This window comes from Sinorhizobium sp. 6-70 (genome assembly GCF_030124375.1).
Classification (GTDB): domain Bacteria; phylum Pseudomonadota; class Alphaproteobacteria; order Rhizobiales; family Rhizobiaceae; genus Sinorhizobium.
Window position 1 is genome coordinate 105,113 of the sequence record NZ_JASKLS010000006.1, and the last position, 24,898, is coordinate 130,010.

At 61.4% G+C, this 24,898-nt stretch carries 25 protein-coding genes; 8 read left to right on the top strand and 17 right to left on the bottom strand.

Annotated features, from left to right (window positions below):
* Positions 1 to 7: 7 nt before the first annotated feature.
* The 11 genes from QN222_RS13855 to feuN form a co-directional block, all read right to left on the bottom strand.
* Positions 8 to 1,414, bottom strand: a complete 1,407-nt coding sequence (locus QN222_RS13855; RefSeq protein WP_284005475.1) for a HAMP domain-containing sensor histidine kinase — start codon at positions 1,412 to 1,414, stop codon at positions 8 to 10.
* Positions 1,411 to 2,109 (bottom strand): response regulator transcription factor, encoded by a 699-nt coding sequence (locus QN222_RS13860; protein WP_283962649.1) that lies wholly within the window; start codon positions 2,107 to 2,109, stop codon positions 1,411 to 1,413. Before QN222_RS13860 ends, QN222_RS13855 begins: the two co-directional genes overlap by 4 nt.
* 303 nt (positions 2,110 to 2,412) lie before the next feature.
* Positions 2,413 to 3,981, bottom strand: a complete 1,569-nt coding sequence (locus tag QN222_RS13865; RefSeq protein ID WP_283962650.1) for a Do family serine endopeptidase — start codon at positions 3,979 to 3,981, stop codon at positions 2,413 to 2,415.
* Positions 3,982 to 4,325: 344 nt separating this feature from the next.
* Positions 4,326 to 4,781, bottom strand: coding sequence for a cytochrome c-type biogenesis protein CcmH (locus tag QN222_RS13870; RefSeq protein WP_283962651.1), 456 nt, complete (start codon positions 4,779 to 4,781; stop codon positions 4,326 to 4,328).
* Complete coding sequence (locus QN222_RS13875; protein WP_283962652.1) at positions 4,778 to 6,766, bottom strand: heme lyase CcmF/NrfE family subunit; 1,989 nt, start codon at positions 6,764 to 6,766, stop codon at positions 4,778 to 4,780. Before QN222_RS13875 ends, QN222_RS13870 begins: the two co-directional genes overlap by 4 nt.
* A complete protein-coding gene (gene ccmE / locus QN222_RS13880) occupies positions 6,763 to 7,215 on the bottom strand; it encodes a cytochrome c maturation protein CcmE (RefSeq protein WP_283962653.1) in 453 nt (150 codons plus the stop codon). The genes QN222_RS13875 and ccmE overlap by 4 nt, the downstream gene beginning before the upstream one ends.
* On the bottom strand, positions 7,212 to 8,357 hold the full coding sequence (ccmI, locus tag QN222_RS13885) for a c-type cytochrome biogenesis protein CcmI (RefSeq protein ID WP_283962654.1): 1,146 nt from the start codon (positions 8,355 to 8,357) through the stop codon (positions 7,212 to 7,214). The genes ccmE and ccmI overlap by 4 nt, the downstream gene beginning before the upstream one ends.
* Before the next feature lie 141 nt (positions 8,358 to 8,498).
* Positions 8,499 to 8,945 carry a hypothetical protein gene (locus QN222_RS13890; protein WP_283962655.1) on the bottom strand — a complete coding sequence of 149 codons (447 nt, stop codon included), beginning with the start codon at positions 8,943 to 8,945 and terminating at the stop codon, positions 8,499 to 8,501.
* 180 nt (positions 8,946 to 9,125) lie between these two features.
* On the bottom strand, positions 9,126 to 10,511 hold the full coding sequence (locus QN222_RS13895; protein WP_283962656.1) for an ATP-binding protein: 1,386 nt from the start codon (positions 10,509 to 10,511) through the stop codon (positions 9,126 to 9,128).
* Positions 10,501 to 11,172, bottom strand: coding sequence for a two-component system response regulator FeuP (gene feuP / locus QN222_RS13900; protein ID WP_136504056.1), 672 nt, complete (start codon positions 11,170 to 11,172; stop codon positions 10,501 to 10,503). The genes QN222_RS13895 and feuP overlap by 11 nt, the downstream gene beginning before the upstream one ends.
* Before the next feature lie 41 nt (positions 11,173 to 11,213).
* Positions 11,214 to 11,465 (bottom strand): two-component system FeuPQ modulator FeuN, encoded by a 252-nt coding sequence (feuN, locus tag QN222_RS13905; RefSeq protein ID WP_180940511.1) that lies wholly within the window; start codon positions 11,463 to 11,465, stop codon positions 11,214 to 11,216.
* A 643-nt stretch (positions 11,466 to 12,108) separates the two neighbouring features.
* Between feuN and QN222_RS13910 the strand changes: the two genes are divergently transcribed.
* Both QN222_RS13910 and QN222_RS13915 read left to right on the top strand, forming a co-directional pair.
* The gene (locus QN222_RS13910) at positions 12,109 to 12,249 is read left to right on the top strand and encodes a hypothetical protein (protein WP_180940510.1); all 141 of its coding nucleotides are present in this window, start codon (positions 12,109 to 12,111) and stop codon (positions 12,247 to 12,249) included.
* Between the two features lie 140 nt (positions 12,250 to 12,389).
* Positions 12,390 to 12,722 carry an MmcQ/YjbR family DNA-binding protein gene (locus tag QN222_RS13915; protein WP_283962698.1) on the top strand — a complete coding sequence of 111 codons (333 nt, stop codon included), beginning with the start codon at positions 12,390 to 12,392 and terminating at the stop codon, positions 12,720 to 12,722.
* Between the two features lie 134 nt (positions 12,723 to 12,856).
* Here the strand turns inward: QN222_RS13915 and QN222_RS13920 are convergent, their stop codons facing one another.
* Entirely contained in the window at positions 12,857 to 13,324 is a 468-nt protein-coding gene (locus tag QN222_RS13920; RefSeq protein WP_283962699.1) for a YcgN family cysteine cluster protein, read from the bottom strand.
* A gap of 153 nt (positions 13,325 to 13,477) precedes the next feature.
* On the opposite strand from QN222_RS13920, the gene QN222_RS13925 reads away from it, so the two are divergent.
* The 3 genes from QN222_RS13925 to QN222_RS13935 all read left to right on the top strand — a co-directional run bounded on the left by QN222_RS13925 (position 13,478) and on the right by QN222_RS13935 (position 16,913).
* A complete protein-coding gene (locus tag QN222_RS13925; protein WP_283962657.1) occupies positions 13,478 to 15,691 on the top strand; it encodes a transglycosylase domain-containing protein in 2,214 nt (737 codons plus the stop codon).
* A 96-nt stretch (positions 15,692 to 15,787) separates the two neighbouring features.
* The gene (locus QN222_RS13930; protein ID WP_283962700.1) at positions 15,788 to 16,375 is read left to right on the top strand and encodes a DUF1214 domain-containing protein; all 588 of its coding nucleotides are present in this window, start codon (positions 15,788 to 15,790) and stop codon (positions 16,373 to 16,375) included.
* Positions 16,368 to 16,913 (top strand): DUF1254 domain-containing protein, encoded by a 546-nt coding sequence (locus QN222_RS13935; RefSeq protein WP_283962658.1) that lies wholly within the window; start codon positions 16,368 to 16,370, stop codon positions 16,911 to 16,913. Before QN222_RS13930 ends, QN222_RS13935 begins: the two co-directional genes overlap by 8 nt.
* A gap of 747 nt (positions 16,914 to 17,660) precedes the next feature.
* On the opposite strand, the gene QN222_RS13940 is transcribed toward QN222_RS13935, so the two are convergent.
* Positions 17,661 to 17,945: a hypothetical protein gene (locus QN222_RS13940; protein WP_283962659.1), complete on the bottom strand. Its 285-nt coding sequence runs from the start codon at positions 17,943 to 17,945 to the stop codon at positions 17,661 to 17,663.
* A gap of 199 nt (positions 17,946 to 18,144) precedes the next feature.
* Positions 18,145 to 18,750: an SH3 domain-containing protein gene (locus QN222_RS13945; protein ID WP_283962660.1), complete on the bottom strand. Its 606-nt coding sequence runs from the start codon at positions 18,748 to 18,750 to the stop codon at positions 18,145 to 18,147.
* Positions 18,751 to 19,018: 268 nt separating this feature from the next.
* On the opposite strand from QN222_RS13945, the gene QN222_RS13950 reads away from it, so the two are divergent.
* Positions 19,019 to 20,089, top strand: a complete 1,071-nt coding sequence (locus QN222_RS13950; RefSeq protein WP_283962701.1) for a DUF2336 domain-containing protein — start codon at positions 19,019 to 19,021, stop codon at positions 20,087 to 20,089.
* A 44-nt stretch (positions 20,090 to 20,133) separates the two neighbouring features.
* On the opposite strand, the gene QN222_RS13955 is transcribed toward QN222_RS13950, so the two are convergent.
* From QN222_RS13955 to QN222_RS13965, 3 genes are all read right to left on the bottom strand, one after another.
* Positions 20,134 to 20,493 (bottom strand): DUF1491 family protein, encoded by a 360-nt coding sequence (locus QN222_RS13955; RefSeq protein WP_283962702.1) that lies wholly within the window; start codon positions 20,491 to 20,493, stop codon positions 20,134 to 20,136.
* 89 nt (positions 20,494 to 20,582) lie between these two features.
* Positions 20,583 to 21,491 carry a peptidoglycan-binding domain-containing protein gene (locus QN222_RS13960; RefSeq protein ID WP_283962661.1) on the bottom strand — a complete coding sequence of 303 codons (909 nt, stop codon included), beginning with the start codon at positions 21,489 to 21,491 and terminating at the stop codon, positions 20,583 to 20,585.
* Positions 21,463 to 23,001, bottom strand: coding sequence for an ATP-binding protein (locus QN222_RS13965; RefSeq protein WP_283962662.1), 1,539 nt, complete (start codon positions 22,999 to 23,001; stop codon positions 21,463 to 21,465). The genes QN222_RS13960 and QN222_RS13965 overlap by 29 nt, the downstream gene beginning before the upstream one ends.
* A gap of 632 nt (positions 23,002 to 23,633) precedes the next feature.
* Between QN222_RS13965 and QN222_RS13970 the strand changes: the two genes are divergently transcribed.
* Together QN222_RS13970 and QN222_RS13975 are read left to right on the top strand one after the other, a co-directional pair.
* A complete protein-coding gene (locus QN222_RS13970; protein WP_283962663.1) occupies positions 23,634 to 24,065 on the top strand; it encodes a DUF5330 domain-containing protein in 432 nt (143 codons plus the stop codon).
* A 300-nt stretch (positions 24,066 to 24,365) separates the two neighbouring features.
* Positions 24,366 to 24,788, top strand: a complete 423-nt coding sequence (locus QN222_RS13975) for a SufE family protein (RefSeq protein ID WP_283962664.1) — start codon at positions 24,366 to 24,368, stop codon at positions 24,786 to 24,788.
* Positions 24,789 to 24,898: the final 110 nt, after the last annotated feature.

Consider the following 24,898-nt stretch of genomic DNA (forward strand, 5'->3'; position numbering starts at 1 on the left):
CGGTCTATCAGGTCGCGCGAGCCGGGAAAACCATGCGAACCGTCAGTCCCTTGCCATCTTTCTCGTCCGGGTCAGTCGCACTGAGCGTGAGCGAGCCTCGGTGCATCTCCATCACGGCCTCGACGAGCGAGAGGCCAAGACCGGTCCCCGGTTTCGAGCGGCTTTCATCCAGACGAACAAAGCGCTTCAACACCTCGCGGTACATATCCTCCGGGATGCCGGGGCCGTGATCCGCGACCGTCAGCACCGCCTCATTCCCACTCTTCGTCATCGCCACCCGGATCAGAGGATTTGAAGCCCCCTCGGCATATTTGATCGCATTGTCCATCAGGTTTCCAAGCGCCTGACCGATCAGTTCGCGATTCCCCGAGACCACCACACCCGGCGGGACATCCGCTTCCAGTTTCAAGGCCTTGTCTTCGGCCGCGGGCTCGTAAAGCTCGACGCAATCGGCGACGATCTGGGAAAGATCGACATCGCTCATCTCGGCGACAGCGGAGCCCGCCTCGACCCGGGAGATCATCAAGAGCGCATTGAACGTGCGGATCAACTGGTCAGATTCGGCGATGATTTCCTCGAGCGCGCCACTCTGGCTGCCGTCCTCCCTGCTGGAGAGTGCGGCTTCGGCCTTGTTGCGCAGGCGCGTCAGCGGCGTCTTGAGATCGTGGGCGATGTTATCGGAAACCTGTCTCAGCCCTTCGTTCAACTTCTCGATCCGCCCGAGCATCGCGTTGAGCGATTCCGAAAGCCGATCGAACTCGTCGCCCGAGCCGCTCGTCGGCAGACGCTGCGAGAGATCACCCGCCATGATCTTCGTGCTGGCCTCGGACATGCGGTCGATGCGCTTCAGGGCGTTGCGACCGATGCCGAACCAGATGACGAGCGCACCAAGCCCCATCACACCCAGGGCAACCACCAGCGCCTGGCGCACGAGCACACGGAACTTCTCCGGCTCCTGAAGATCGTGGCCGACAAGAATCCTCAGCCCATTGTCGAGCAAAAGAACCTGGGCAAGCGCTACGTGGCTCTCCCCGCGGCTTTCGTCGGTGAACCGCCGGTAGTGGAACGGCTCCGACTTCCAGCCTTCGTCATCAAGCAGGCCCGGCTGCAGGCCAGCCACGTTGCCCGCGAGGATTTCTCCGCTCGGACCGGCGATCACATAGAGATTGGCGCCCGGCTGGCGTGCCCGTCGTTCGAGCGAGCGAAGCAGTCCGTTCATGCCGGCGCGCTCGTAGACGGCCTCGATCTGGCTCACTTCGGCGCTGATGGCGTCGCGTGTCTGCTGCTCGAGCAAGCGCTCGGACATGCCCGTCACGTAGAAGACGAGGAAGATCGCACAGAGGGAAAAGAGAATAAGATAAAGTGCCGAGAGCCTGACTGCCGTCGTTCTGAACAGAACCCTGAGTTTGCTCATGTCTCAGTCCGGTCGTCCTTGATCATGTAGCCGGCGCCACGAACCGTCCTCAGCAGCGGTATGTCGAAATCCTTTTCGATCTTCGAGCGCAGACGCGAGACGTGCACGTCAATGACATTGGTTTGCGGGTCGAAATGGTAATCCCATACGTTTTCAAGCAGCATCGTCCTCGTGACGACCTGGCCCGCATTCTTCATGAGGTATTCGAGCAGCCGGAATTCGCGCGGCTGCAACGGAATTTCCTTGCCCTGCCGTCGAACCGAGTGGGCAAGCCGGTCGAGTTCGAGGTCGCCGACGCGGTAAACCATATCCTGCTCTGGTGCGCCCTTGCGGCGGCCGAGTACCTCGACCCGTGCGAGAAGCTCGTTGAACGCGTAGGGCTTTGGAAGATAGTCGTCGCCACCGGCGCGCAGGCCCGTGACGCGGTCGTCCACTTGGCCGAGCGCCGAGAGAATGAGGACGGGCGTGTGGACATCCCGCCGCCTCAGTTCGGTGATCAGCGACAGGCCGTCACGAAGCGGAAGCATACGATCGACCACCAGCACGTCGTAGGCATTCTCGCTCGCCATGAACAACCCGCTTTCGCCGTCGCTGGCATGGTCGGAAACAATGCCGGCCTCGCGAAACGCTTTCGCGAGATAGGCCGCCGCCTCGAGGTCGTCTTCAACAATCAGAATCTTCATGCGCGTGACCATAGTCCCGGATCCCTATCTGTCTCAACCGGTTTCGGTTCCGACACCTCTAGAGCGCCGCGCGTCTTGTCAGACGCGCAAAGGACGCTGTAGCTCTTTGAATTGCTGCATGATTTCGACCCAGAGAAATCACGCAGCGGCGCCGCGGCAACCAACGCTTCGGCCCGAACGAAAAGCGCCGCGAATCACTCGGATGTCACGGCACAGTTGGATCATGGTGATTTGCGGATGTACCGACCATCACCGCGATCGGTCAGAATGGATTGGAGTGGGGCGACCCACTCCAATCCTCCGATGGCCGCGTTATCAGCCTTGGTCGATCGGAAGCGCGACAAAGCGGCTGCCGTCGTCGGTTTCGATCTGGAAGAGCGCCTTGGTCCGACCATCCTTCTTGGCGTTGTTGATCACCTTGAGGATGTCGTCCGCCGACTTCACGTCCTGATTGTTCACGGTGACGATCTTCTCACCTTCCTTCAGGCCGCGGTCGCCGGCGTCCGAGTCTGGATCGACGGAAGAAATCGTCACGCCAGTGCCGTCCTCGGAAGGCGTCACCGTCACGCCGAGATCAGCAAGCGCTTCATCACTGGCTGGCGGGCTCTGCTCGGACTGCTCATCCTTCGGCTGCACGGAGTCGTTGGCGTCGTTCGGCAGATTGCCGATTTCGAGCTTGACGCTTTGCGACTTGCCATCGCGCCACAGAGTTACGTCGGCAGAAGAACCCGGGCGCATTGCAGCGACCTTGCGGGCGAGATCGCGCGGATCCTTGATCGGCTCACCATTCAGTGCCGTCACCACATCACCCTTCTTGATCCCGGCCTTTTCGCCCGGAGAACCGGCCTGCGGTTCTACGACCAGAGCGCCGCTTGCCTCGGAGAGGCCGAGCGAATCGGCAATGTCCTTCGTCACCGGCTGGATCTGAACGCCAAGCCAACCGCGCGAGACGCTGCCGTCCTTCATGAGGTCGTTGACGACGTCCTTGGCGACGGATGCGGGGATCGCGAAGGCGATGCCGACATTGCCACCCGACGGGGCGAGGATCGCGGTGTTGATGCCGACAACCTCACCCGAAAGGTTGAACGTCGGGCCCCCGGAGTTGCCGCGGTTCACAGCGGCGTCGACCTGCAGGTAGTCGTCATAGGGGCCGGAGCCGATGTCGCGGCCGCGAGCCGAGACGATACCGGCCGTCACCGTTCCGCCGAGGCCAAACGGGTTACCGACTGCGACGACCCAATCGCCGACGCGCACCTTGCTGTCGTCCGCGAAGCTCACATAGGTGAACTTGCGCTTGTCGTCGACCTTGAGTACGGCAAGATCGGTGCGGCTGTCCTTACCGACCAGCTTGGCATCAAGTTCCGTTCCGTCATTCAGGATGACCGTGAAGGCGGAGCCATCGGAAACGACATGGTTGTTGGTTACGAGGTAACCATCTTCGGTGATGAAGAAGCCGGAGCCCTGGCCTCGCGGACGAAGGCGACCCTCGCCGTGCGGACCACGACGATCAGGGCGACGTTCGGCACGATCACCGCCACCATCGCCACGCGGGCCGCCGAACTCGCGGAAGAAGCGCTTCAGCGGATGATCATCGGGCAGATCTTCAAAGCCGCGGCCGCCGAAGTCGAAGCTGAAGTTGCTGGTTTCATCGTCGGAAGCGTTCACGCGCGACTGCACACGAACGGAAACGACAGCCGGCGAAACCGCATCGACGACATTCGCGAAGCTCGGAACCGAGGGGGCCTCTGCCTTCACGGCTTCGGCGAAGGACTGCGAAATCTGAGCCGGCAGGCCGCTGGTCAGCATGACTGCCGCGAGGCCGGCGACGGTGGAGGTTTTCAGAACCGTCTTCAGGGACGGACGCAGGGTTTTGATCTTGGACATGCGTTTTGCCTTCTCTCTTCCATGAAGCCCAGCGCCAATTGGCGGACGGCTTCGAAACCTTGACTACGAGCACCTTCCCAAACGGTATTTGGCGTCCGGGGAAGTGCCCGCCTGGCTGTGACTGGAGGAACAGCCGATAACGAAAGGTGTAACGGACCGGACCTTACTGAGTTCTGTCCGGCAGATGAATATTTGGTAATGTTCGCACGGAAGTGGAGAGGGATTATTCAGCGGCCGCGCGGAACGGCGCGATACTTCGTTTCGAATATGCGAAACCGTCTATGCGCCTTGACCCCATCGCTCGGCATCAAGACTCAGAGCCCGGGCAGCGCGGGAACGATGCTCTAGGACCTCAAGAGCTTGTCGAGCTCTTCCTTTTCCTTGTCGGAAAGCGGCGCGCCGGGCGTACCCGCGTTGCGTCGGCGCGCCGCGACAACGAGGGCAACTCCGCCGCAAAGAAGCAGGATGACCGGCATGCCCCAAAGGATCACGGTCTTTGCCTCGAAACGCGGTTTCAACAGCACGAATTCGCCATAGCGGGAAACGACATAGGCAATCACCGCTTCGTCCGTGTCGCCATTCGTCAACCGTTCGCGCACCAGCACCCGCAAATCCTTGGCGAGTTCGGCATTGGAGTCGTCGATCGACTGGTTCTGGCAGACCATGCAGCGAAGCTTGGCCGAGATCGCCCGCGCGCGCGCTTCGAGTACCGGATCGGCCAGCACTTCGTCCGGATTGACCGCCAAGGCGGGCAGCACGGAAGAGAAGCAAAGGAAAAGCGCGAGGAGCAAGCGGATCATTCGGCTGCCCCCAGGGCGAGCCGCGCGGCCCTCTTGGCGCGCGTCGGCGCGCCAACCCGCAAGCGGCGGTCACTGAGGGAGACAACACCGCCCGCCATCATGATCAGCGCTCCGCCCCAGATGCAAAGGATCAGCGGCTTCCACCAGACACGCACGACGATACCGCCGTCCGTCATCTGATCGCCGAGAGAAACATAGAGCTGGCTGAGGCCAAAGGTCCGAATTCCGGCCTCCGTCGTCGGCATCCGGCGCGCCGTATAGAGTCGCTTCGACGACCAGATTTCAGTGACCGCTACGCCGCCCCGGCTGACCGTGAAGTGCCCGGTCTCCTCGGTATAGTTCGGTCCGCGCCCTGGTCGCATGCCGTCGAAGCGCAGGCTGTAGCCGCCGGCCTCCACCATCATGCCCGGCTTCATCTCGACAACTGTCTCGGTCTCAAAGCCGGTGACGGCGACGATGCCGATCAACGTAACGCCGAGTCCCGTATGGGCGAGTGCTGTGCCGAAGGCGGAGCGCGGCAGGCCCGAAAGCCGCTTCCAGGCAACGCTGCCAGCCACTTTGCCGATCCCGGAACGCAACACCAGATCGGTCAGCGCGCCCACGATCAGATAGACGCCGAGCGCAATGCCGAGCAGAGCGAGTACGGGGCCACCATTCATTGCGTAGTAATAGACCGCAGCGACAGAGAGGCCGACCGCGGCCGCAACGACCAAGCGCTGGGCAGCACCCGTGAGGTCGCCGCGCTTCCAGGCAAGCAGCGGGCCGAACGGAACTGCGCAGAGCAGCGGCAGCATCAACAGGCCGAAGGTCATGTTGAAGAACGGTGCACCGACCGAGATCTTTTCCCCCGTCAGCGCTTCAAGCACCAGAGGATAGAGCGTGCCGGTAAGCACGGTCGCGGCCGCAGTCGTGAGAATGAGGTTGTTGAGAACGAGCGCGCCTTCGCGCGAGATCGGCGCAAAAAGCCCTCCGGACTTGAGGCGGGATGCCCGGAACGCGAAGAGCGAAAACGCGCCGCCAATAAAGACGACGAGAATAACGAGAATGAAGATCCCGCGTGTCGGATCCGTCGCAAAAGCATGCACCGACGTGAGCACGCCAGAACGGACGAGGAAGGTACCGAGCAGCGACAGCGAGAAGGTCATGATCGCCAGCAGCACGGTCCAGATCTTCAGCGCCTCGCGCTTTTCCATCACCAGCGCAGAGTGCAGCAGCGCCGTGCCCGCGAGCCACGGCATGAACGAGGCGTTTTCGACCGGGTCCCAGAACCACCAGCCGCCCCAGCCGAGCTCGTAATAGGCCCAGTAGGAGCCCATGGCGATGCCGGCGGTCAGGAAGGTCCAGGCGGCAAGCGTCCATGGACGCACCCAACGCGCCCATGCTGCGTCGATGCGACCCTCGATCAGTGCCGCGATCGCAAAGGAAAAACAGACGGAAAAACCCACATAGCCGAGGTAGAGCAAAGGCGGGTGGATGGCGAGGCCGACGTCCTGCAGCACGGGGTTCAGGTCCTTGCCCTCGCCCGGTGCCGGAATGAGGCGGGCAAAGGGATTGGACGTCAGCAGGATGAAGAGCGCAAACGCGGCCGCGATCCAGGCCTGTACGGCGAGCACGGTTGCCTTCAGCGTTTCCGGCAGGTTTCGGCCGAAAAGCGCCACGAGGGCAGAAAAGAAGACGAGGATCAACAGCCACAACAGCATCGATCCCTCGTGGTTCCCCCACACACCGGAAATCTTGTAGATCAAAGGCTTGAGCGAATGCGAATTCTCCCAGACGTTCCGTACGGAAAAGTCGGAGGTCACGTAAGCAAAGGTCAGCACCGCAAAGGAGAAGGCGACGAGCAAGGCGCAGACGAGCGCAGCGCTCGATGCGAGTTCCATCAGCGCTTTGTCACCGCGCCGCGCCCCGGCGATCGGCAAGATCGCCTGGACGAACGCCGTCGCGAGCGCCAGCACCAGGGCATAATGTCCGAGCTCGATGATCATTGAATGTTTTCCTTGCCGCCGAGCGCAACACCCTGGGCCTTCAGGCGGTCTGCAACGTCTTTCGGCATATAGGTTTCGTCGTGCTTGGCGAGCACCGTATCGGCGACGAACACGGGGCTGCCTGCAACAAACGCGCCCTCGGCCACCACACCCTGCCCCTCGCGAAAGAGATCGGGCAGGATGCCGGTATAGGTAACCGGTACCGTTCCGAGCGTATCGGTAACGTTGAAGGTTATGGTCTTGCCCTCGCCACGCTTGAGCGAACCGGTTTCGACGAGGCCGCCGAGGCGGATGCGCGTTCCCGGCGCAAGGGCGGCCTTTGCGAGATCGCCCGGAACATAGAAGTAGGCCACCGCCTGGCTGAAGGCGAACATCACCAGGAAGACGGCGGCGATCAAGAAGCTGACGCCACCGCCGATGATCGCCAACCGTTTCTGCTTGCGTGTCATTCTTGTTCTCCGTCCGCGTCGATGCCGAGTTCGCGGCCGAGAGCCAGCAATTGCTTCCCCTGATCCCCGGTGGCCGGGAAAGCCTTCAGCCCTTGCTGTAGAGCGTCGCGTGCCTTGTCTCTTTGATCAAGCACAACGTAGGAACGGACCAGCCGCATCCATCCTTCGAAGTTCGCGGGATCTTCCTTCAGTTTGCTCGCCAGGCTGTCGACCATGCCGCGGATCATGGCCTGGCGATCGCCGGCGTCCATCTGCGCGGCGGCCGCCATATCCTCGGATGTCGGGCTGGCGGGCATCGTGTTGCCCGCAGGCGCCTGACCGGCGGAGAGCTCCGCGATGTGCTGGTTCACCAATGGCAGCCAGGGCGCGTCGGCAGGAGAATTGCCGGCAAGCTTGCGGAACGCGGCGAGCGCATCCTGCTGTTTACCCTCCTGCTTGAGGCCGAGAGCCAGATAGAACTCCGAGCGCGGGTCGTTGGGGTCGAGGGCAAGCGATTTCTTCAAGGCTTCCTGCGCATCGGCCGTCACCAGGCCGCCGGACTGCACGATCAACGCTTCCGCATAACCGCCGAGTCTGGCAGGCGTCGACCCGAGCAGGCGGATCGCCTGGTCGTAGGCGGCAACAGCGTCCTCGACACGGCCGCTGCGCATGTAGATCGGCGCCAGCAGGTCCCAGCCCTGGCCATCGCCCGGATTGGCCGCGAGATGGTTCTCGGCCCGCGCAATCAAAATGTTGATATCGTCACCCGGATTGGCAAGTCTGGCTGCAAGCGGTTGCGCCGGCACGCCGGGACTGCCGGTGAGGAGATAGAGGCAAAGCCCCACAGCCGGAAGACAGGCAAGAACGAAGAACTGCGCAATGCGGTTCGAACGCAGGGATTTCGCACCACTCTCCTGGACGGGCACGTCCGCGGCACTCGCCGCAAGCAGCCGGCGCGCAATCTCGGCCCTGGCGAGTTCCGCGTCCTCGCCGCTGATCAGGCCGGACTTCTGGTCCCGCGTCACTTCCTCGAGCTGGTCGCGATAAACTTCGATGTCATGACTGTGGGGAGAGGAAAGCGGTGCCGCTGCCCGCATCAGCGGGAGAACGAGCACGACAGCGGCTGCCGCCGTCAAGATAGCGACGAGGATCCAAAACAACATGGAGGGGAAATACTATGAGCCCCGTGCCATTCCAACTCGAAAACTGGCAATGACGGAGATTTGAGGCGTTTCGCCGCAAGGTCGCCCGCATATTTCGCTGGTTTGGCAGCCGAGGCGCGTCACCGTAGTAACGCTGCGAGCTTATGTCAGCGGCGTCCAGGTTCCATCAGAATTGCGGCACGCCGCTCCGCGCGCGGTCGTTTGCTGCCCTTTGACGGTCACCGTATGGCTGTATTGCCGGCAATTCTGCGAACCGACCTGAAAGGGCGCCGCGGCGACGACGGACCCGCTGACACCGCGTCCCTCCCACACGACCGGCTGCCCCCCTGGTGCCGCCTCCAGCGCCCGGTACTCGGCCTCGAGCGCCCTCTGCCGATCCGACTTGCCGAGATCGATGCCCTCGAGGCGCGCGATGACGCCGCCCTGCAGCGCGGCGATATAGGCTGTCGACGATGCTCCTCGCGTTCCGGTCGCAGAAAGACCGGAGACCACCCCACGCTGGCCGTTCGATGCCGTGCCGCAACCAGCCAGCGCGACGGCAGACGCGATGACGGCGATCCTACCGCTGGCGACAAAGGCTCGTGCCATTACTGCGTGGTTCCTCATGATCCCCCGACAACTCAACTTCACCGCAAACCACCTTTTCCGCCGTGCCGCACATCCGGCGGCGGAGAGGTAGCACCCCGTCGATTTTCTTTTTGCACTCCCCGGCGCGTCAGGCAACCATACCCTCTCGGGGCATCGGCATTTTCAGCCGCGGTGTGGCCGCTAAACCGCAGCCGGCAGAACGAGTTGGGCCCGCAATCCGCCTTCGTCGCGCCGCGAAAGTTCGATCGTGCCCTGATACTCTCCGACAATCTCGCTCACGATCGAAAGTCCCAGCCCGGTGCCGGGCTTGCTCTCATCGAGCCTCTTGCCACGCTTCATTGCCAAGGCGATCTGGTCCGGATTGAGCCCCGGACCGTCGTCATCGACGTCGAGTACGATCCAGTGCCGGCCCTGATCCTTACCGTGTACGTCTTCCGGGGCGGGTCGCACACTCAGCCAGACATGCTCGCGTGCGTGTCGCGCGGCGTTTTCGAGCAAGTTGCCGACCGTTTCCTCGACGTCCTGCTGCTCCATCGCCAATATCAAACCCGGCGGATTGATCGACAGGCTGAACTGCCTGTCCGGATTGAGGCGTCGCATCACCCGGACAAGCCGCTCGAGCGCGGGCTGGGCCTCGGTTCTGGCGAGGATAGAGCCCCGCTGCGCGGCGATACGCGCGCGGCTGAGATAGATTTGCACCTGGGTCTGCATCGCGTCGGCCTGCGTCTTCACCAATTCCCCATGCGGTACTTCCAGCACGCGCGCTTCGTTGAGCAGAACCGCGATCGGTGTCTTCAGCGAATGGGCAAGGTTGCCGACCTGCATGCGCGCCCGTTCGATGATACGGCGATTGCTGTCGATCAGGGCGTTCACCTCGTTGGCAAGCGGTTGGATCTCACGCGGGAAAGCACCGTCCAGGCGTTCGCTCTCGCCCGCGCGGATCTTTTCAAGCGAGCGGCGCACCTGGTCGAGTGGCCTGAGACCGAACAGAATCGTCAGCGCGTTGACCCCGAGGCCGCCGAGACCGAAGATCGACAGCGCGATGGTGAGATTGCGGGTGAAGCGGTCGATATCAGCCTCCAGCACATCGCGATTGCCCGCGACCCGGAAGCGGGCCGCGTGCCCCTGAATGTCGAGCACGACCTCGGTTTCGGCCACCTCGACCTCGTTTCCGAACGGATCCATGGTCGTGTAGAAGCGCTCGTAGCGAATATCGAAGGGAACCTCGTCGACACTGGCAATCGGCAGTTTCGCGGAGCCTAGAGACGTCGACAAGAGTGGCGGCGTATCAAATTCACCGATCGGCTCGACGATCCAGTACCATCCGGTTTGGGGCTGGGAGAAACGAAGGTCGCCGAGTTGCGGACTTCCGGACAGAACGGCCTTCTCGTTGACGGAAATCGAGTTGATGACGTTGTAGAGTTGTGCGCGCAGCAGATCCTGAAAGCCGCGCTCAGACCCTTGTCTGTACAGCGCGGAGATAACCACTCCGATTACAACGAGGGCGACGACGGCCCAAACGGTCGAAACCGCCAGTACGCGGGCCGTGAGCGATCTAATTGCCATTGCCGGGCGCTTGCATGCGATATCCGAGGCCGCGGACCGTTTCGATCAGGTCGTTGCCGATCTTCTTGCGCAACCGACCGACGAACACTTCGATCGTATTGGAGTCCCGGTCGAAATCCTGATCATACATGTGTTCGACCAGTTCCGTGCGCGATACGACCTGCCCCATATGGTGCATCAGGTAGGAGAGCAGCCGGAACTCATGCGACGTGAGCTTCAGCGGCACACCGCGAACGGTCGCCTTGGAGCCCTTCGTATCGAGGCGCACAGGACCGCAGACGATCTCGGAACTCGCATGTCCCGCGGCTCGGCGGATCAAGGCACGGATCCGGGCAAGCACCTCCTCCACATGGAAGGGCTTGGCCACATAGTCATCGGCGCCGGCGTCGATACCGGCTACCTTGTCACTCCAGCGGTCGCGTGCGGTCAAAATCAGGACCGGCATGGTCTTGCCGTCGCCGCGCCACTTCTCGAGAACGGTAATGCCGTCCATCTCCGGCAGGCCGATGTCGAGGATCACCGCGTCATAGGGTTCCGCATCGCCAAGATAGTGGCCCTCCTCACCGTCGAACGCCTGATCGACGACGTAGCCAGCTTCTTTCAACGCGTCGGCGAGCTGCCTGTTCAGGTTGGCGTCGTCCTCGACTATAAGAATGCGCATCTGCGTTCATTTCCCTTGCTCGTAGGTCACCCGCAAGCGGCCTACATCGGCACCTTCACCGTTACCTTCTTCGGCCGCCCACCGTTGCCCGGGATAAGCACCGTGATCACGCATTGGCCGTCGGATGTCGGCTGGGCGGAGAGCAGTTCTCCACCCGTCTCGGCAACCACTTGCGCGGCGGCAGCGCTGCAATCGCCAGCCGCGCGGACAACAGCCGAAGGCACGTTGATGGCAGGCGGCGACAAGCCCGCGAGGCCTGCGGCAAGCGCGGCTATGATCACTGGTGAAGACATGAACGCACTTTCGACTTGGGAAGCATCATGGCGAAAATCATTAACTGATACAGGCTGAATGGCAAATGAATGTCGGCACTCAAGAAAACGACCGTAGATTGCAACGATTCCTCCGGTTGCGAAAGATCGCACGACCTACAGCGTTGCGCGTCTGATCAGACGCGCAACGGACGCTGTAGCACTTCAAAATCGGCTACGATTTAAGGAACATGCAATGGCCGGTGCGGCCCCTTCGGCGACCGCCACGGACAGTGGCGTTGTCGGAAGAATGCTTACGAGGACCCTAACCGTGACCGCGCCGTTTTTGGAGGCCGGAGGCCTACCCGGGCGCTCTTCCCGAATTCGCGATTCATCTGAGTCGCTTGCAGCCGTTTTCTCAAGAATTGAGTCCGATCCTTCAGAGGCCGAATCCGCGATCTCCGGAAGTAAGTCCGCATTTATGTTCAAGGACCTGAAAACGCACCATTTTCCGGTTGCGTTCCCTCGTCCAGGGCGCTCAAGAATAAATTTGTGGGACAATCGAAACACTAATCGATTTAAAGATTTTTCAATCGTTTAAATGATTTAAACCACTGATTTACAAAGTATTTACGATGTGAAATGGTCTTGCATCCTTGAACCATCATGAACCTAGGAGAAACGGATGCAGACGCTCGCGAACAAACAGCCCGCACTCCCGCAATCCAGGATTCCGCAATCGCTTCTCGATCGTTTCGAGAACGAGTGGCGCGCGATGCGCACGGCTGGCGAGACTGCAGAAAAGCCCGTTCCGCCTGCAGAATGACAATCCCTGCATCGCTGAACGAACGCGCTTTGTTCAGCGATGCCACTCCACAAAGAAGGCGCCAGGGCTCCTCCTAACGGTCGATGACAGAGCCGTTGCGGCCTTTTTACCAATCCAGAATTCCATGCTACTCTTTTGCCATGCTGACCGAAGAGCTCGAAAGGCTGGCACTCAGCCTGCCCGGAACGCAAGAGAATGCCCATTTCGGAACACGGGATTTTCGTGTGGGCAAGCGGATTTTCATGTCGCTGCCGGAGGCGGGTCGCGCGGTCTTCAAATTCACCCCCGATCAACAGCGCATGTTGCTGGAAATGGAGCCCGGCGTTTGCGCCGCGGTGCCCGGCGGCTGGGGCGAGCGCGGCTGGACTTCATTCTACTTCGCCGACGCCGACGAAACGCTTGTCCGGCAGACCATGGAAACCGCATGGCGCAACGTCGCGCCTAAAAGCCTCGTGAAGAAGAACGGCGGCTGATCCTTGGCCCCTCATTGAAACGGTGAATTGATTTCATTCTTTGAAACGACGCGGTTCCGGACGGCAAGCCATCGTGCGCGTTAGGTCTTTGTTTTCACGCATGTCGTCGTCCAAAAACCGCTGGGCGACATGCATTAGCGCGCCACTTCCAGCCCTACTTTCAGCGGCCAGGTAACCAGGTAGTCCTCATAGTCCTCAACATCGATACCGTCCTCCGCGACGGTGCGCCCACGCACGGAAATGCCGGCGGCGTGGACGGTTTCCGGGTCGCCGGAGACGAGCGGATGCCACCAATAGAGATCCCTCCCCTCGCCGATCAGCCGATAGGCGCAGGTCGGCGGCAGCCATGAGATCTCATGCACCACCTTCGGGGTCAGCTGGATGCAGTCGGGCACCGTCGCTTGCCTGTTGTCGTAATCCTTGCAGCGACAGCTTTCACCATCGAGCAGGGTACAGCGGATCGACGTCCACGCGATCTCGCCCGTATCCCAGTCCTCAAGCTTGTTCAGGCAACAGAGGCCGCAGCCGTCACAGAGGCTTTCCCACTCGGCATTGCTCATTTCTTCAAGGCTTTTGGTTTTCCAGAAAGGCATTTCGCCCATCATGTCACACTTTCGTCCGTTCCATGCCGACATGGAAGATTTGCAGAAAATTGCCGGTTTTTTAAGGCCGGCAGCACGATATGCAAGTAGATTGGAAACTCGCGCCGTGCAAATATCATTGTGGGGCAAGCGAACCTTCGGGACGAGAACGCCGTGCAGGAACCGAAGAAAGAGGACAACCGGCCGAAGAGGCGACACATCTTTCTCAGAATCGATTCCTGGATCGACTCGACGGTGTGGAATGCCGGATTCCGGCTGGCTGAATGGTGGGAAGAGACGACCATCTTCTTCCGGCGCTTTCGCGTACGCGGCTGGAAGAGAGCGCTTTTCGAAGTGCTTGGCGAAGCGGCAACGTGGGGGACGGCCGGCTCAGTGCTGATGCTGGCTCTGGCCCTTCCGGCGTTTGAGGAAACCAAAGGCAATTGGCGCGCCCAGAGCGACTTTGCGGTGACCTTCCTCGACCGTTACGGCAATGATATCGGCCACCGCGGCATTATCCACGAAGACTCGGCCCCGATCGACGAACTGCCGGACCATCTCATCAAGGCGGTTCTCGCCACCGAGGATCGGCGTTTCTTCGATCACTGGGGCATCGATTTTCTCGGTCTGGCGCGCGCCATGACCGAGAACGCCCGGGCGGGAGGCGTGGTCCAGGGCGGCTCGACCCTCACCCAACAGCTTGCCAAGAACCTGTTCCTGTCGAACGAACGCACGATCGAGCGCAAGATCAAGGAAGCCTTCCTCGCCGTCTGGCTGGAATGCAACCTGTCAAAGAAGGAAATCCTGCGCCTCTACCTGGACCGTGCCTATATGGGCGGCGGCACCTTCGGAGCGGCTGCGGCCTCGCAGTTCTATTTCGGCAAGACGATCACCGACATCAATCTCGCCGAATCCGCTATGCTCGCCGGCCTTTTCAAGGCCCCGGCCCGCTATGCGCCGCACGTGAACCTGCCGGCCGCACGCGGCCGTGCCAATGAGGTTCTCACCAACATGGTTCAGGGCGGCCTGATGACCGAGGGCCAAGTGATTGCCGCTCGCCTTAATCCCGCGACCGTGATCGATCGCGCCCAGGTCAAGGCGCCCGACTTCTTCCTCGACTGGGCTTTTGACGAAGTCCAGCGTATCGCTGCCCCCTTCGCGCAACACTCCCTGATCGTGCGCACGACGATCGATATGGGTCTGCAACAAGCAGCGGAGGACTCGGTCGAGTCGAGCCTCCGGCAATATGGCGAAAGTTACAAGGTGAAGCAGGGCGCTGTGGTCATGGTGGAAAACGGCGGTGCCGTACGGGCCATGGTCGGCGGCCGCGACTACGGCGAAAGCCAGTTCAATCGGGCAACACGGGCGCTGCGGCAGCCGGGCTCCTCCTTCAAGGTCTATACTTATGCCGCGGCGATGGAAAAGGGCATGACGCCCGAGACGGTGGTCGTCGATGCGCCGATCACGTGGCGCGGCTGGTCACCGCAGAACTACGCCCGCAAGTATGCCGGCCGGGTCACCTTGATGAACGCGTTGGCGCGATCGATCAATACCGTTCCGGTGCGCCTCGCCAAAGACAAGCTCGGCACCGAAATCATTGCCGCTACCGCAAAGAAGATGGGCGTCGAAACGCCGATCCGCACCGACAAGACCATGCCGCTTGGCACGTCCGAAGTGACCGTGCTCGACCAGGCGACGGCCTACGCCGTCTTTCCTGCGGGCGGCCTGCAGTCGCGGCGCCACGGCATCAGCCAGATCCTCAACTACGATGGCGACATCCTTTACGATTTCGGCCGCGATGCACCTCAGGCGCAACGGGTTCTGAGCGAACAAGCGGTCTCGTCGATGAACCGCATTCTCACCCAGATTCCGGTGATGGGTACTGCGAGGCGCGCAGCCCTCGACAACGGCATCGTTACCGGCGGGAAGACCGGCACCACGCAGGCCTATCGTGATGCCTGGTTTATCGGCTTCACTGGCGACTACACGACCGCTGTCTGGTTCGGCAATGACGACTATACATCGACCGATGAGATGACCGGCGGTTCGTTGCCGGCCATGACCTTCAAACGGCTGATGGATTATGCAGAACAGGGCATCGAGCATCGGGCGATCCCCGGCATCGACAACCCGCTTCCCGACGCGACCAAGAAGCCGGCAGCCGTGGCGGACGCGAAGCGCGATGAAGATGAAAATGCCCTTCCGCCGCTTGTTCGCCCGCGTTCCCTTTCCGCTGAGGTGACCAAGCTGTTGAAAGCGATCGGCGCGACGTTCGAAAAAGCTTCCCCGCTCAAAGCACCGGAAAAGAACTCCGGCAGGGTCGCAGTGCTAGAGGCGCCGACGAGCAACTCCCCCGACCGCGTTACGACGAATGCCACAAGCAATTGACTTTGTAGTCACAAATCCTTTCCTTGACGAACGAACCGGTCATGCCGCGTGGCTTTCGCAAATTGCCAGGCAAACGAGATACGATTGAGCCGCTCCTTGTTTCGCATTCCCCTCTTCGTCGCACTCGCTCTGATCGTCGCCTTTGGCGGCGGGATCACTTCGGCTGTCTGGGCGCTGAAGGCGACCGTCGGCTTCGGCTCGATCGCGATCGGCCCCTGGGTCGCGTTCCCCGAGGCACAGACGGCAGCCGCCGATCCCTACGCCAAGGCGCACCGCGCCCGCGCCGGCGAGTTGCTCTTTGGAGGTGCCGAGGGGCTGATTTTCACGGCTGCGACCGACGACAGCGGCGCGCGGCTATCTGCTACCTGCTCCTATGATATTTCGGGCATGACACCGCCGGCCCGTTTCTGGACCCTCTATGCGACGACGTCGGAGGGCGTGACCTTGCGACCCGGACCGGACCTGCCTTCGGCGGTGAACTCCTGGACGGTGCTGCGCGCCGAAAACAGCAGTTTCGTCGTCCACGCCTCGCCCGTCGCTCACCCGGAAAACTGGCTCGCCATCCGCCACGGCGGCAGCTTTAAACTTGTACTGACCCTGCTCGACACACCGACCGCCGGCTCCTCAGGGCTGATCGATCTTGCGATGCCGAAAATCGTCAAGACGGGGTGCGGAAATGCGTAGCACGCTGTTTGCGATTCTCGTCGGCCTGTTTGGCGCGGCTCTGCTGCATATCATTATCGTGCTCGCCCTACCGCAATTCACCGGGCGAGACGCCTACACGCGCGTGCTCGGCCTTCTCGAGATGGACAGCTTCTTCCCACTGACGGCCGAGCCGGGGGTAACCGGGCTCGACAACAGCGACCCTTATCTTCGAACCGCCGTCTGCAGCTTTTCGATCGCGGAGGCGCCCGCGCGCTTCATCGCCCGCGGCGCGGTGCCGTTCTGGTCGCTTTCCGTCTTCGACAGCAACTCGAACGAAGTGTTCAGCATGAACGATCATACGGCGGTCAACGGCAGCCTCGACCTGGTCGTCGCCACGCCGATCCAACTTGTCGAATTGCGCAAGTCGCCCCCCGAAACACTGGCTCAGTCCATCATGATCGAGATGAAGGACGACGAAGGTTATGCGGTTCTGCGAGCCCTTGCCCCGCTCGACAGCTTCGAGGAACAGGTTCGCAATTTCCTCACCGAGTCGAGCTGCGAGCCCTTCCGGCGTTGATACCGCCGGCGCCGCTTCCTCGACAGCACCGCGCGTCATCAGCCGCGCAAACGACGCCGCGGCATTTTGAATGCTGTTTTCAGCCTGAATCACCTACGATTTAAGGAAGATGCAACGGGCGCGCAAATGCGCGGCACTTTTGATTACCGGGCAAAACCGGAAGGTACATCGCCCGGGCGTTCCGGATGGCATTATCGTCGCAGGTTGGTGGAGGCGCCCGGTGTCCCGGGCATTGAAGTGACAACTTAAGTCACGCGGCCGCACCCGCGTGGGCGGCTGTGCCGCACACTACAATCAAACTACTGCTTCTTCACCCGCGGTCCAACCGGCGCCGTGGGCTGTGGTCCACGCCCGTCGAGACGCTCGTAACGGATACCTGTAAACAACAGCACAGTGGCGCTGCCTGATTTCACGGGTCGCCTTCGCGGCTTTTGGACCCTGCGGTCCTGCATTCTGATTACGTCTGCCATGCTCGTCTCCATATTTCCATGAGACGGATGAACTACCGTACCGATTTCACCCTGCCCGCAATCGGGCTGACGCATATTCCAAAGGTTACGTTCCCTGGACAGACGCGCCGTTCTCATCTGCTCCTTCTTCCGGTGACCCGGACGTTATTTGGGGGTTCACATCAGATGCGGACCGATGATAGCCGGTCCATCCTGATTGAGCCATAGCCAAGTTAACACTATCTTAAGCTCATCGTGCTCCCCTCTTCTGGTCCTCTATTCCGGTATCTGAGAACGATCAGCGTCTCGCAAGCAGCCCGAACAGGAATGCAACACCCGCGATTGTCAGCAGGCTCGATATAGGCTCCTCGCGAACGCGTTCACGGACGCGCTCCGTCATCAACTCCGCCTCGCCCTGCACGACCGCCCTTGCGCCGGTGCTAATGGCCGAAACCGTCTCCGTGAGCCGAGTAATCTCCGTTCTCAGGTCTGCAATCTGTGCTTCCAGTTCCGCCTGCGCGCTCGCACTGCGTGCTTCAGCATCCACTTCCGCCCCGACGGCTGCCAGCTTCTTCTCCGCCATTTCGTCACTCCTCTTCTTCGCGCGATGTCAACGCGTCGAAGCGGGATTGGTTCCCGCGATGCGACGCAAATGGGCCCGAACCAAAACGAACGGACGGCCATTGCCGCCCGCCGTCTCGAAACGTCTCCAGCCGTTCTCACGACCTGCGTGCCGTACCCCGATCTTCGAGCGGCCCGCCGCCCACAGAGGGCACGGTACTTCAGTCGTTCTCACACAGGCGATCGTCGAAACCACACTCCGGAACCACTCGCATTTCGTTGTCACGGCGCCGTTCACGCCGCTCGTCGTCGCGGTCACGCTCCCATTCCCGGCGATCCTCGCTCACCTGCCTGCGTTCCCATTCGCGACGATCCCACGCACGCTGTCGATCCCAGTCACGCCCGTCCCGTTCTTGCGCCCAGTCGGGACCACGGCGCCAGCGGTCACGGTCACGATAGAAGTCGCGGCTCCTGTAGTTGCGATCCCAATAGCGATCGAACTGGAAGACGACCGTGGGAATGCCGAGCGGGCGATAGTACTCCGGCTCCAGATAGACCCTGTTGCTACGGTAGATGGCCTGCACATATCGGCCGGCAACCCATCCGCGCCCGCGGTAGAAGGAAACATCACACCACGGCAGGTCCGCCAGGCAGCCGTGGATCTCTACCGACTCACCGGCTGGGATGACGGTCACGGCCGGATAGCGTGTGCTCGGCCCCGATCGCATGTTGACATTGGCGGTGGCAAAACCTTCCGCAGCCACGGCTGCCGCCGGGGCGAACAAGAGCGCACAAACAGCGACCGCCCGAAAAAACGCATCTTTCACAGATCTATCTCCATAGAGGGCCACCTTCGGCCCCTTCGGCTGGCACCAGCGCTTCACCGATTTGCGGATCAAATAGAAGTGCATGTGGAGTTTTTAAGGCTGAAAGCAGCCCGGAATTCCGACCTCTGTGGATCAAGGAAATTTCCGCGTCGCCACGACAGTGCCGCAAGCCTGAATAAAGCCCCAACGTCCATAGTTAATGCTACGCTAACGTTTTAGATCTATTTTTGATGACGTGTGCCGTTCCGGGCCATCGGCGATGGCGATCGTGTTTTGCGTGCAAGGACAAATTGTGACGAACCGGTTTCGTGAGTTGGAAAGGCCGCAAACGGGCCGACTGAAGGACGTCGTGCTGATGGCGACCGTCACCGGCTTCGAGAGCCTTCGCATCCCGCGCAAGTCGGACATGAAGCAGTTTGCCGAATTGTTCGAACCGCTTTTCCTCGGATCGAGCGACGAAGCCCGTCGTCAGGCGACCGCCGCCCTTTCGCAATGTGCGCACGTGCCCGAGCCCGTCGCCCTGCTGATCGGCAGCATGCCGATTGCCATTGCCGCTACCTTTCTGACGCGATCGAAAGCAATTTCCGATCGGGTGCTGATTTCCATCATCCGCCGGCAGGGAGCGGCCCATGCCAGCGCAATCGCGCACCGCGAAAATCTCTCCCCCTCGGTCGTCGATGCGCTGGTCGAGCACCACCAGGCCGTGTATCCGAACGGGCAGTTGGGCGCGAGTCAGCCGAGGGCAGACGCCGCTAGTCCGTCACCGCCGGCCGGGGACAGCACTTCTTCCGATCGCATCGCTCGCGAAGACAAGCTGCGCGAGGAAATCAAGGCATTGGTGCGGGCCGAGCCGCGAGAAGGCACGTCCCGTATTCGGCCAATCGACGAGCTCCACCAGGCGTTGCTCATGCGGTTTGCCCGCAGTGGCGAAGCGGTTCTCTTCGCTTCGACTCTCGCCGACGCATTGCGATCGAGCCGAGCGCTTGCCGAGCGGATCCTTCTCGACATCTCGGGCCAGCAACTCACCGTGACCCTTTCTGCACTCGAGTTCCCCAACGATGAGATGAATTCTCTGCTCGAGGCGCTTTATCCGCATCTTTCCGAAAGGCTCGGCGGCGGCACGCGCGCCACAGCGATGATCGAGACGGTTGCGAGGAAAGCCAGTGTCGAGCGGGTCGAGGCCTGGCTACGCGCGGATGAGCATGGAGCCCCCGACCCGGCCCGCTACGAGGCCCATCTCGCCGACAATCGTGCCTCCGACCCCCGCCAGCAAGAGGCTCGTCCAGCCGTCGCCCATCGCAGCACCGCCCAGCCCATGCGAGGATTGGGCAGACGCTAGCCGCGCTTCGCGCCTTCTATTAACTGAAGCGCGTCGCGCCTTGGTTATCGCCGGGGACCGACGTCGGCGGCCACGACCTCGAACAGATCGTCGCAATCGTCCAGTTCGATTTCGACAATCCAGCAATCAGGATCGAAGCGGATCTCGGAGGAAAGCGCGCTGTCGATATGGTCCGCATCCGTATCCTGCATCCGTATCTCGAATTTGCGAGTCGTATCGGCTTCATCTTCGAAGAAGTTCTGCGGCGCTGGCGCATAGAGCGTCTCGATCCCGACCCGCGAGCGCTGACGAATGAAGATTGCACCGGCCTCTTGGGCACCCCTGCGCAACACTGCGGCATAGCCGCCGAGGGCAAAGACACGGCGTACCAGGGAGGACACGAAGATATCGGATTTGAGGCGCATGGGAGGCTGATACATGTGAGTCCACCGGCATGCAATTGTTGGGGAAGCCTACCGCCGCTGCGGTCACGAACTGAGGTTGGCGGCGCGGCTCAAAGCGCGCCGATTTCCTTCAGCTTCTTGAGAACCTTCGCATTCGGCTCACCGGTCTGCGGCAGGCGGTAGTGCTTTTCAAAATGCCGGATAGCGGCGCGCGTCTGATCGCCGGCGACGCCATCGACGACGATGTCCGCATAAGCGAGATTGCTGAGCCCTTTCTGGATGCTCACCACCAATTCGCTCGAGACAGCAATGTCGGCCCGAGGAAGCAACGCCTTGTCCTCTTCGGCAGTGCGGATCGCCGCAGCGACCGGATCGACCTCTGCCGGCCCGGACTTGGGGTCCGAATAGGGACGGTCGCCAGGGGTGACGACGGCAAGGTCAGTATCGTGCGTCGCACGCAACGCCTGCAACAAGTCGTCGCTCGCTTCGCCGCTTTGCATACGCCCGGTCTGCTTTTCGAAGCGCAGGATCGCGGCCGAGGTTTTCGGGCCGGTACGCCCATCCGGCGCTCCATCGTAGAGACCCAGCCGCGCCAACTCTCTCTGTATGTCGGCAGTAAGCGTCGAGGTGGCCAGTGCAGCGGCAGCCGCGTCGTCGCCGTTCCCGGGTCCTTCGGCGCGTTCCCGTTCGATGACGAAGGTCGTTACGTTGCGGGGCTCGACCGGCTCACCATTGGCAGCCGCCAGGCGCTCGGCAACTTCGGGTCCGACCAGCGGAACGCGGGTGCGCAGAAGTGGCGACGGGTGGGCGCCGTGCTGATACCACATGGCATTGGCCGCAACGAAACTGAAGACGACGACGAAGGCGGCGGATCCGCCAGCACCGACCGGGTGGCGAGCCATCACGCTGCCCGCAAATGCAAGACCGCGAGCACCGGCGGCCAGGCCGCGCAATGCGAGGCCAGGTCGAGCCTGTGCCGCTCTCTTCCGCTCAGGCTGTTTGCGCTTGCGCGGAGCCATGTCCCCGGTCCTCGTTCATTCCCTCGTCTTCGAAGCCAACCTCCCGTATACGCATCGCTCCTTCGCCGCGCTCCTTGAGCCGCGGTGGGAACTCCACTGTAACGGGAATGCTCGTTTGTTCGTCGTTCGCAATGCCGGATCCGTCGCGTGGGATCGAAACGGCGATGACCGTCCCCTCGCCTTCGCAACTACGGATCGAAATATTGCCCCCGTGCAGCGTGACCAACCCTTTCACCAGCGACAAACCGAGCCCGGTGCCTTCGTAGCGGCGCGTATAGTCATTCTGAATCTGGACGAAAGGTTGGCCGAGCATCTGCAGCTTGTCTTCGGCGATGCCGATCCCCGTGTCGCTCACGGTGAGCTTGAGCGCTGCGCCATCGGTTTCGGCATCGATTGTGACCAGTCCGCCCTGATTGGTAAATTTGATCGCGTTGCCGACAAGGTTGATCAATATTTGCTGAAACGCGCGCTGATCGGCATTGATTTCACCAACTGCGCGCGTCACGCGGCTTGTCAGCCTTACGCCCTTCTCGCGTGCCTGATGGGAGAGCATGGCCTCGCAAGCGGCAACGGCATCGGCCACGCGGAAGGGCTCCGGGACAAGCTCGTAGCGGCCGGCCTCGATCTTGCTCATGTCAAGCATCGTGTTGACGACAGACAGGAGGTGGGCTCCGGACTTGTGGATCAGCGAGACATATTCGCGCTGTCTATCGTTCTCCAGCTTACCGAAATATTCGCCGGCCAGCACGTCCGAAAAGCCGAGGATGGCGTTGAGCGGAGTGCGCAGTTCGTGACTGACGGCCGCGAGAAAACGCGTCTTCGCATCGTTCGCCGACTCGGCATGGGCCGCCTTGGCGGTTGCTTCCGCCCGCAGCCGGGCTTCCTCGGAAACATCGCGGGATTGCACGACGATGGCGGTCAGCCGATCCTCGGCGTCCCGGACCGGTGTCATCTCGCAACGCATGTGTACGAACTGCGCCCCTTCGGCCGGTACCGAGCGCCGCTCAAGGCGGATGTCGACCGCCGATCTCTCACCATTCTGGCGCAAGTCATCGATAGCCCGCATGAATGTGATCCGATCGGAGACGTGGATCTGCTCGATGAACCCGCGGCCGCAAGGATCGCGCATCAGAGTAAGATGTTCGGCAGCATCGCGACCATGCACGGACAGGACATTGCCGCGCAGGTCATGCACCGTGACGAGACCGGCGAAAAGATCGTAGGCCACTGAAAGATCGGCAATCGCAGTCGCAGGCTCGCGAACATCATATGCCTGACGCTGGTGGTCCCGACCAATGGCAGCGGCCGAGGCCAAGAGCGATGCCGCGGCCCACAGCGCCGTCCCCACCGGCAGGGCGACGGAGACCGGCAACACAGCCGTAAGCGCCAGCGGCACGACCGGCAGAGCCGTCAGAGACACGGCCGCCGCAGCACGCAGACGCTTGAAGTCACGATGCGGCAGCCACGTGGCGGCAGCTTCATCCACGCGGGAAGCCCATCTGCCAGCCATGTCACGCAATACATTCACGCTTTGCCCTGCCACCTTTGTTGTTTCTTTCGGGCCTATCCGGAACGCCTATTTCGCCTTCGAAGGGGGTTTGGCCGGGCTGCCTCGTGATGGTCCGAATCTCGCACCGCCGACTTAATGAAAGAATAAACGGGCCACCTCGGAGCGGGCGCAAAACGGGCGAAAAATCCTGTTTTGGGGCAATTCCGGCGAGCTTCGTTCCTTGTGGTTAACGGGGCGTAAGCGTCGGATTTTCGTATATTTTTCGGTTCTTGTTAAGAATTTGGGCAGCGTCTTCAAGGCGATTGCCCGTGCCACAAGCGGTCGCTGGCCCGAGCCTTGCCACGAACCTTAACGGCAATCGCTAAAATTTGAGATAAATGCCACTTCGGATACCGAAATCGCGCATTTCATTAAAATTCGAGACAAATTCCACTGGTTTTGGAAAAGCGCCCTTGTGATTCCCACACTAATGTCCGTCGCAAGACATGGAGGGGAGCCGGGCGCGTGACCGATTCCCGACATGGATGCAAGCGGGCGTGTGTATCAGGCGATACCTCGCGTCCGGGACTGCCGAAGGCAAAATCGGTTAAAAGACCGGGAGCTGCGGCAGTCGAACAAAGGATGGGCAGAAGATGTGGTTTTTCGCCAAGGCAGCATTCTGGTTTTCTCTGGTTCTGGTCCTCCTGCCGTTCCTGGATCCCTCTAGCACCGAGAAGCTACAGCACGGACCGAAGGTGGAGATCGGCGATACCTTTTCGGCAGCCAGCGAGGCGTTCCAATATGTACGCGCCATCTGCATTCAGAAGCCTGACGTCTGCGAGAAGGGCGCCGAGACTTTCGTTGCGCTTGGACATCGAGCCCGCGAAGGCGCGCGCATCGCCTACGAGTTTCTCGACACGCAGTTCGCTGAAACCGATGCCGGCGCACCGGACGCCAAGATCATGACGGGCACGGTTACGCCCACAGCTACTTCGCATGACGAAGCGAATGACAGCGCGCCGACCTTCAAGCGCACGCCGGTCCCGGAAAAGCGTCTCGACCCAAGGGCCGCCGTGGCGCAGTAACGACAGGCTTTGTCCGTCTGGCTTGCCGGCCTGCGGTCGTCTCACTCCAACTGCCTGATTAGCCGTTCCGTTTCGGCCACCGCGAGGATATCCATCCTTCGCGGTGTTTTTTTATACGGAATGGGACGAGAGTCGCGACGATGTTTGGGCGCAAATGATATCGGCTGTTCTCATTGCCGCCCGCATCTCCTATATGAAAGGGTGAGATCCCGATGACGGCAAGAGAGCGGGATCGGGACAGGCGAGAGCTATCGCGCGGCGGAAGCCGACCATGAAGCGGCGCCGGGAATCGGATGGGCCATGACTCCACTTGACCAGATCATTGACGACTTTTCCTTCCTCGACGAGTGGGAGGACCGCTACCGCTACGTGATCGAGCTGGGCAAGAGCTTGCCGGAGATGCCGGAGGCCTTGCGAACGAGCGAGAACAAGGTTCAGGGCTGTGCAAGCCAGGTCTGGCTCGTGACTCACACGACCGGTGATCCGGAGAACCCCGTCCTGACCTTCGAAGGGGAATCCGACGCCCACATCGTTCGTGGGCTCGTGGCGATCGTTCTCGCCCTTTATTCCGGCAAGCACGCTTCGGAAATCGCGCAGCTCGACGCCCTCGATGTCTTCGGCAAGATCGGCCTCATCGAGCATCTGTCGTCGCAGCGCGCCAATGGCCTGCGCTCCATGGTCCGGCGGATCAAGAACGAGGCGGAAGTCCGGCTGGCGGCCTGACGCCGCCTACTACATGTTGCCGATTTAATGAAAAAACATGCAGCACTTCAAAGTGCTATGACGTCCTTTACGCGCCTGATGAGACGCGCGGCGCTGTAGTTCGCCCCGAC

Excerpts from the sequence above, each read along its gene's own strand:
- QN222_RS13960 (WP_283962661.1), bottom strand. The coding sequence starts at position 21,491 with ATGGCTCCGCGCAAGCGCAAACAGCCTGAGCGGAAGAGAGCGGCACAG.
- QN222_RS13870 (WP_283962651.1), bottom strand. The coding sequence starts at position 4,781 with ATGATCCGCTTGCTCCTCGCGCTTTTCCTTTGCTTCTCTTCCGTGCTG.
- ccmE (WP_283962653.1), bottom strand. The coding sequence starts at position 7,215 with ATGACACGCAAGCAGAAACGGTTGGCGATCATCGGCGGTGGCGTCAGC.
- ccmI (WP_283962654.1), bottom strand. The coding sequence starts at position 8,357 with ATGTTGTTTTGGATCCTCGTCGCTATCTTGACGGCGGCAGCCGCTGTC.
- QN222_RS13915 (WP_283962698.1), top strand. The coding sequence starts at position 12,390 with ATGCTGACCGAAGAGCTCGAAAGGCTGGCACTCAGCCTGCCCGGAACG.
- QN222_RS13935 (WP_283962658.1), top strand. The coding sequence starts at position 16,368 with ATGCGTAGCACGCTGTTTGCGATTCTCGTCGGCCTGTTTGGCGCGGCT.
- QN222_RS13910 (WP_180940510.1), top strand. The coding sequence starts at position 12,109 with ATGCAGACGCTCGCGAACAAACAGCCCGCACTCCCGCAATCCAGGATT.
- QN222_RS13890 (WP_283962655.1), bottom strand. The coding sequence starts at position 8,945 with ATGGCACGAGCCTTTGTCGCCAGCGGTAGGATCGCCGTCATCGCGTCT.
- QN222_RS13895 (WP_283962656.1), bottom strand. The coding sequence starts at position 10,511 with ATGGCAATTAGATCGCTCACGGCCCGCGTACTGGCGGTTTCGACCGTT.
- QN222_RS13860 (WP_283962649.1), bottom strand. The coding sequence starts at position 2,109 with ATGGTCACGCGCATGAAGATTCTGATTGTTGAAGACGACCTCGAGGCG.
- feuP (WP_136504056.1), bottom strand. The coding sequence starts at position 11,172 with ATGCGCATTCTTATAGTCGAGGACGACGCCAACCTGAACAGGCAGCTC.
- QN222_RS13865 (WP_283962650.1), bottom strand. The coding sequence starts at position 3,981 with ATGTCCAAGATCAAAACCCTGCGTCCGTCCCTGAAGACGGTTCTGAAA.
- QN222_RS13855 (WP_284005475.1), bottom strand. The coding sequence starts at position 1,414 with ATGAGCAAACTCAGGGTTCTGTTCAGAACGACGGCAGTCAGGCTCTCG.
- QN222_RS13875 (WP_283962652.1), bottom strand. The coding sequence starts at position 6,766 with ATGATCATCGAGCTCGGACATTATGCCCTGGTGCTGGCGCTCGCGACG.
- QN222_RS13955 (WP_283962702.1), bottom strand. The coding sequence starts at position 20,493 with ATGCGCCTCAAATCCGATATCTTCGTGTCCTCCCTGGTACGCCGTGTC.
- QN222_RS13965 (WP_283962662.1), bottom strand. The coding sequence starts at position 23,001 with ATGGCTGGCAGATGGGCTTCCCGCGTGGATGAAGCTGCCGCCACGTGG.
- QN222_RS13975 (WP_283962664.1), top strand. The coding sequence starts at position 24,366 with ATGACTCCACTTGACCAGATCATTGACGACTTTTCCTTCCTCGACGAG.
- QN222_RS13920 (WP_283962699.1), bottom strand. The coding sequence starts at position 13,324 with ATGGGCGAAATGCCTTTCTGGAAAACCAAAAGCCTTGAAGAAATGAGC.
- QN222_RS13940 (WP_283962659.1), bottom strand. The coding sequence starts at position 17,945 with ATGGCGGAGAAGAAGCTGGCAGCCGTCGGGGCGGAAGTGGATGCTGAA.
- QN222_RS13970 (WP_283962663.1), top strand. The coding sequence starts at position 23,634 with ATGTGGTTTTTCGCCAAGGCAGCATTCTGGTTTTCTCTGGTTCTGGTC.
- feuN (WP_180940511.1), bottom strand. The coding sequence starts at position 11,465 with ATGTCTTCACCAGTGATCATAGCCGCGCTTGCCGCAGGCCTCGCGGGC.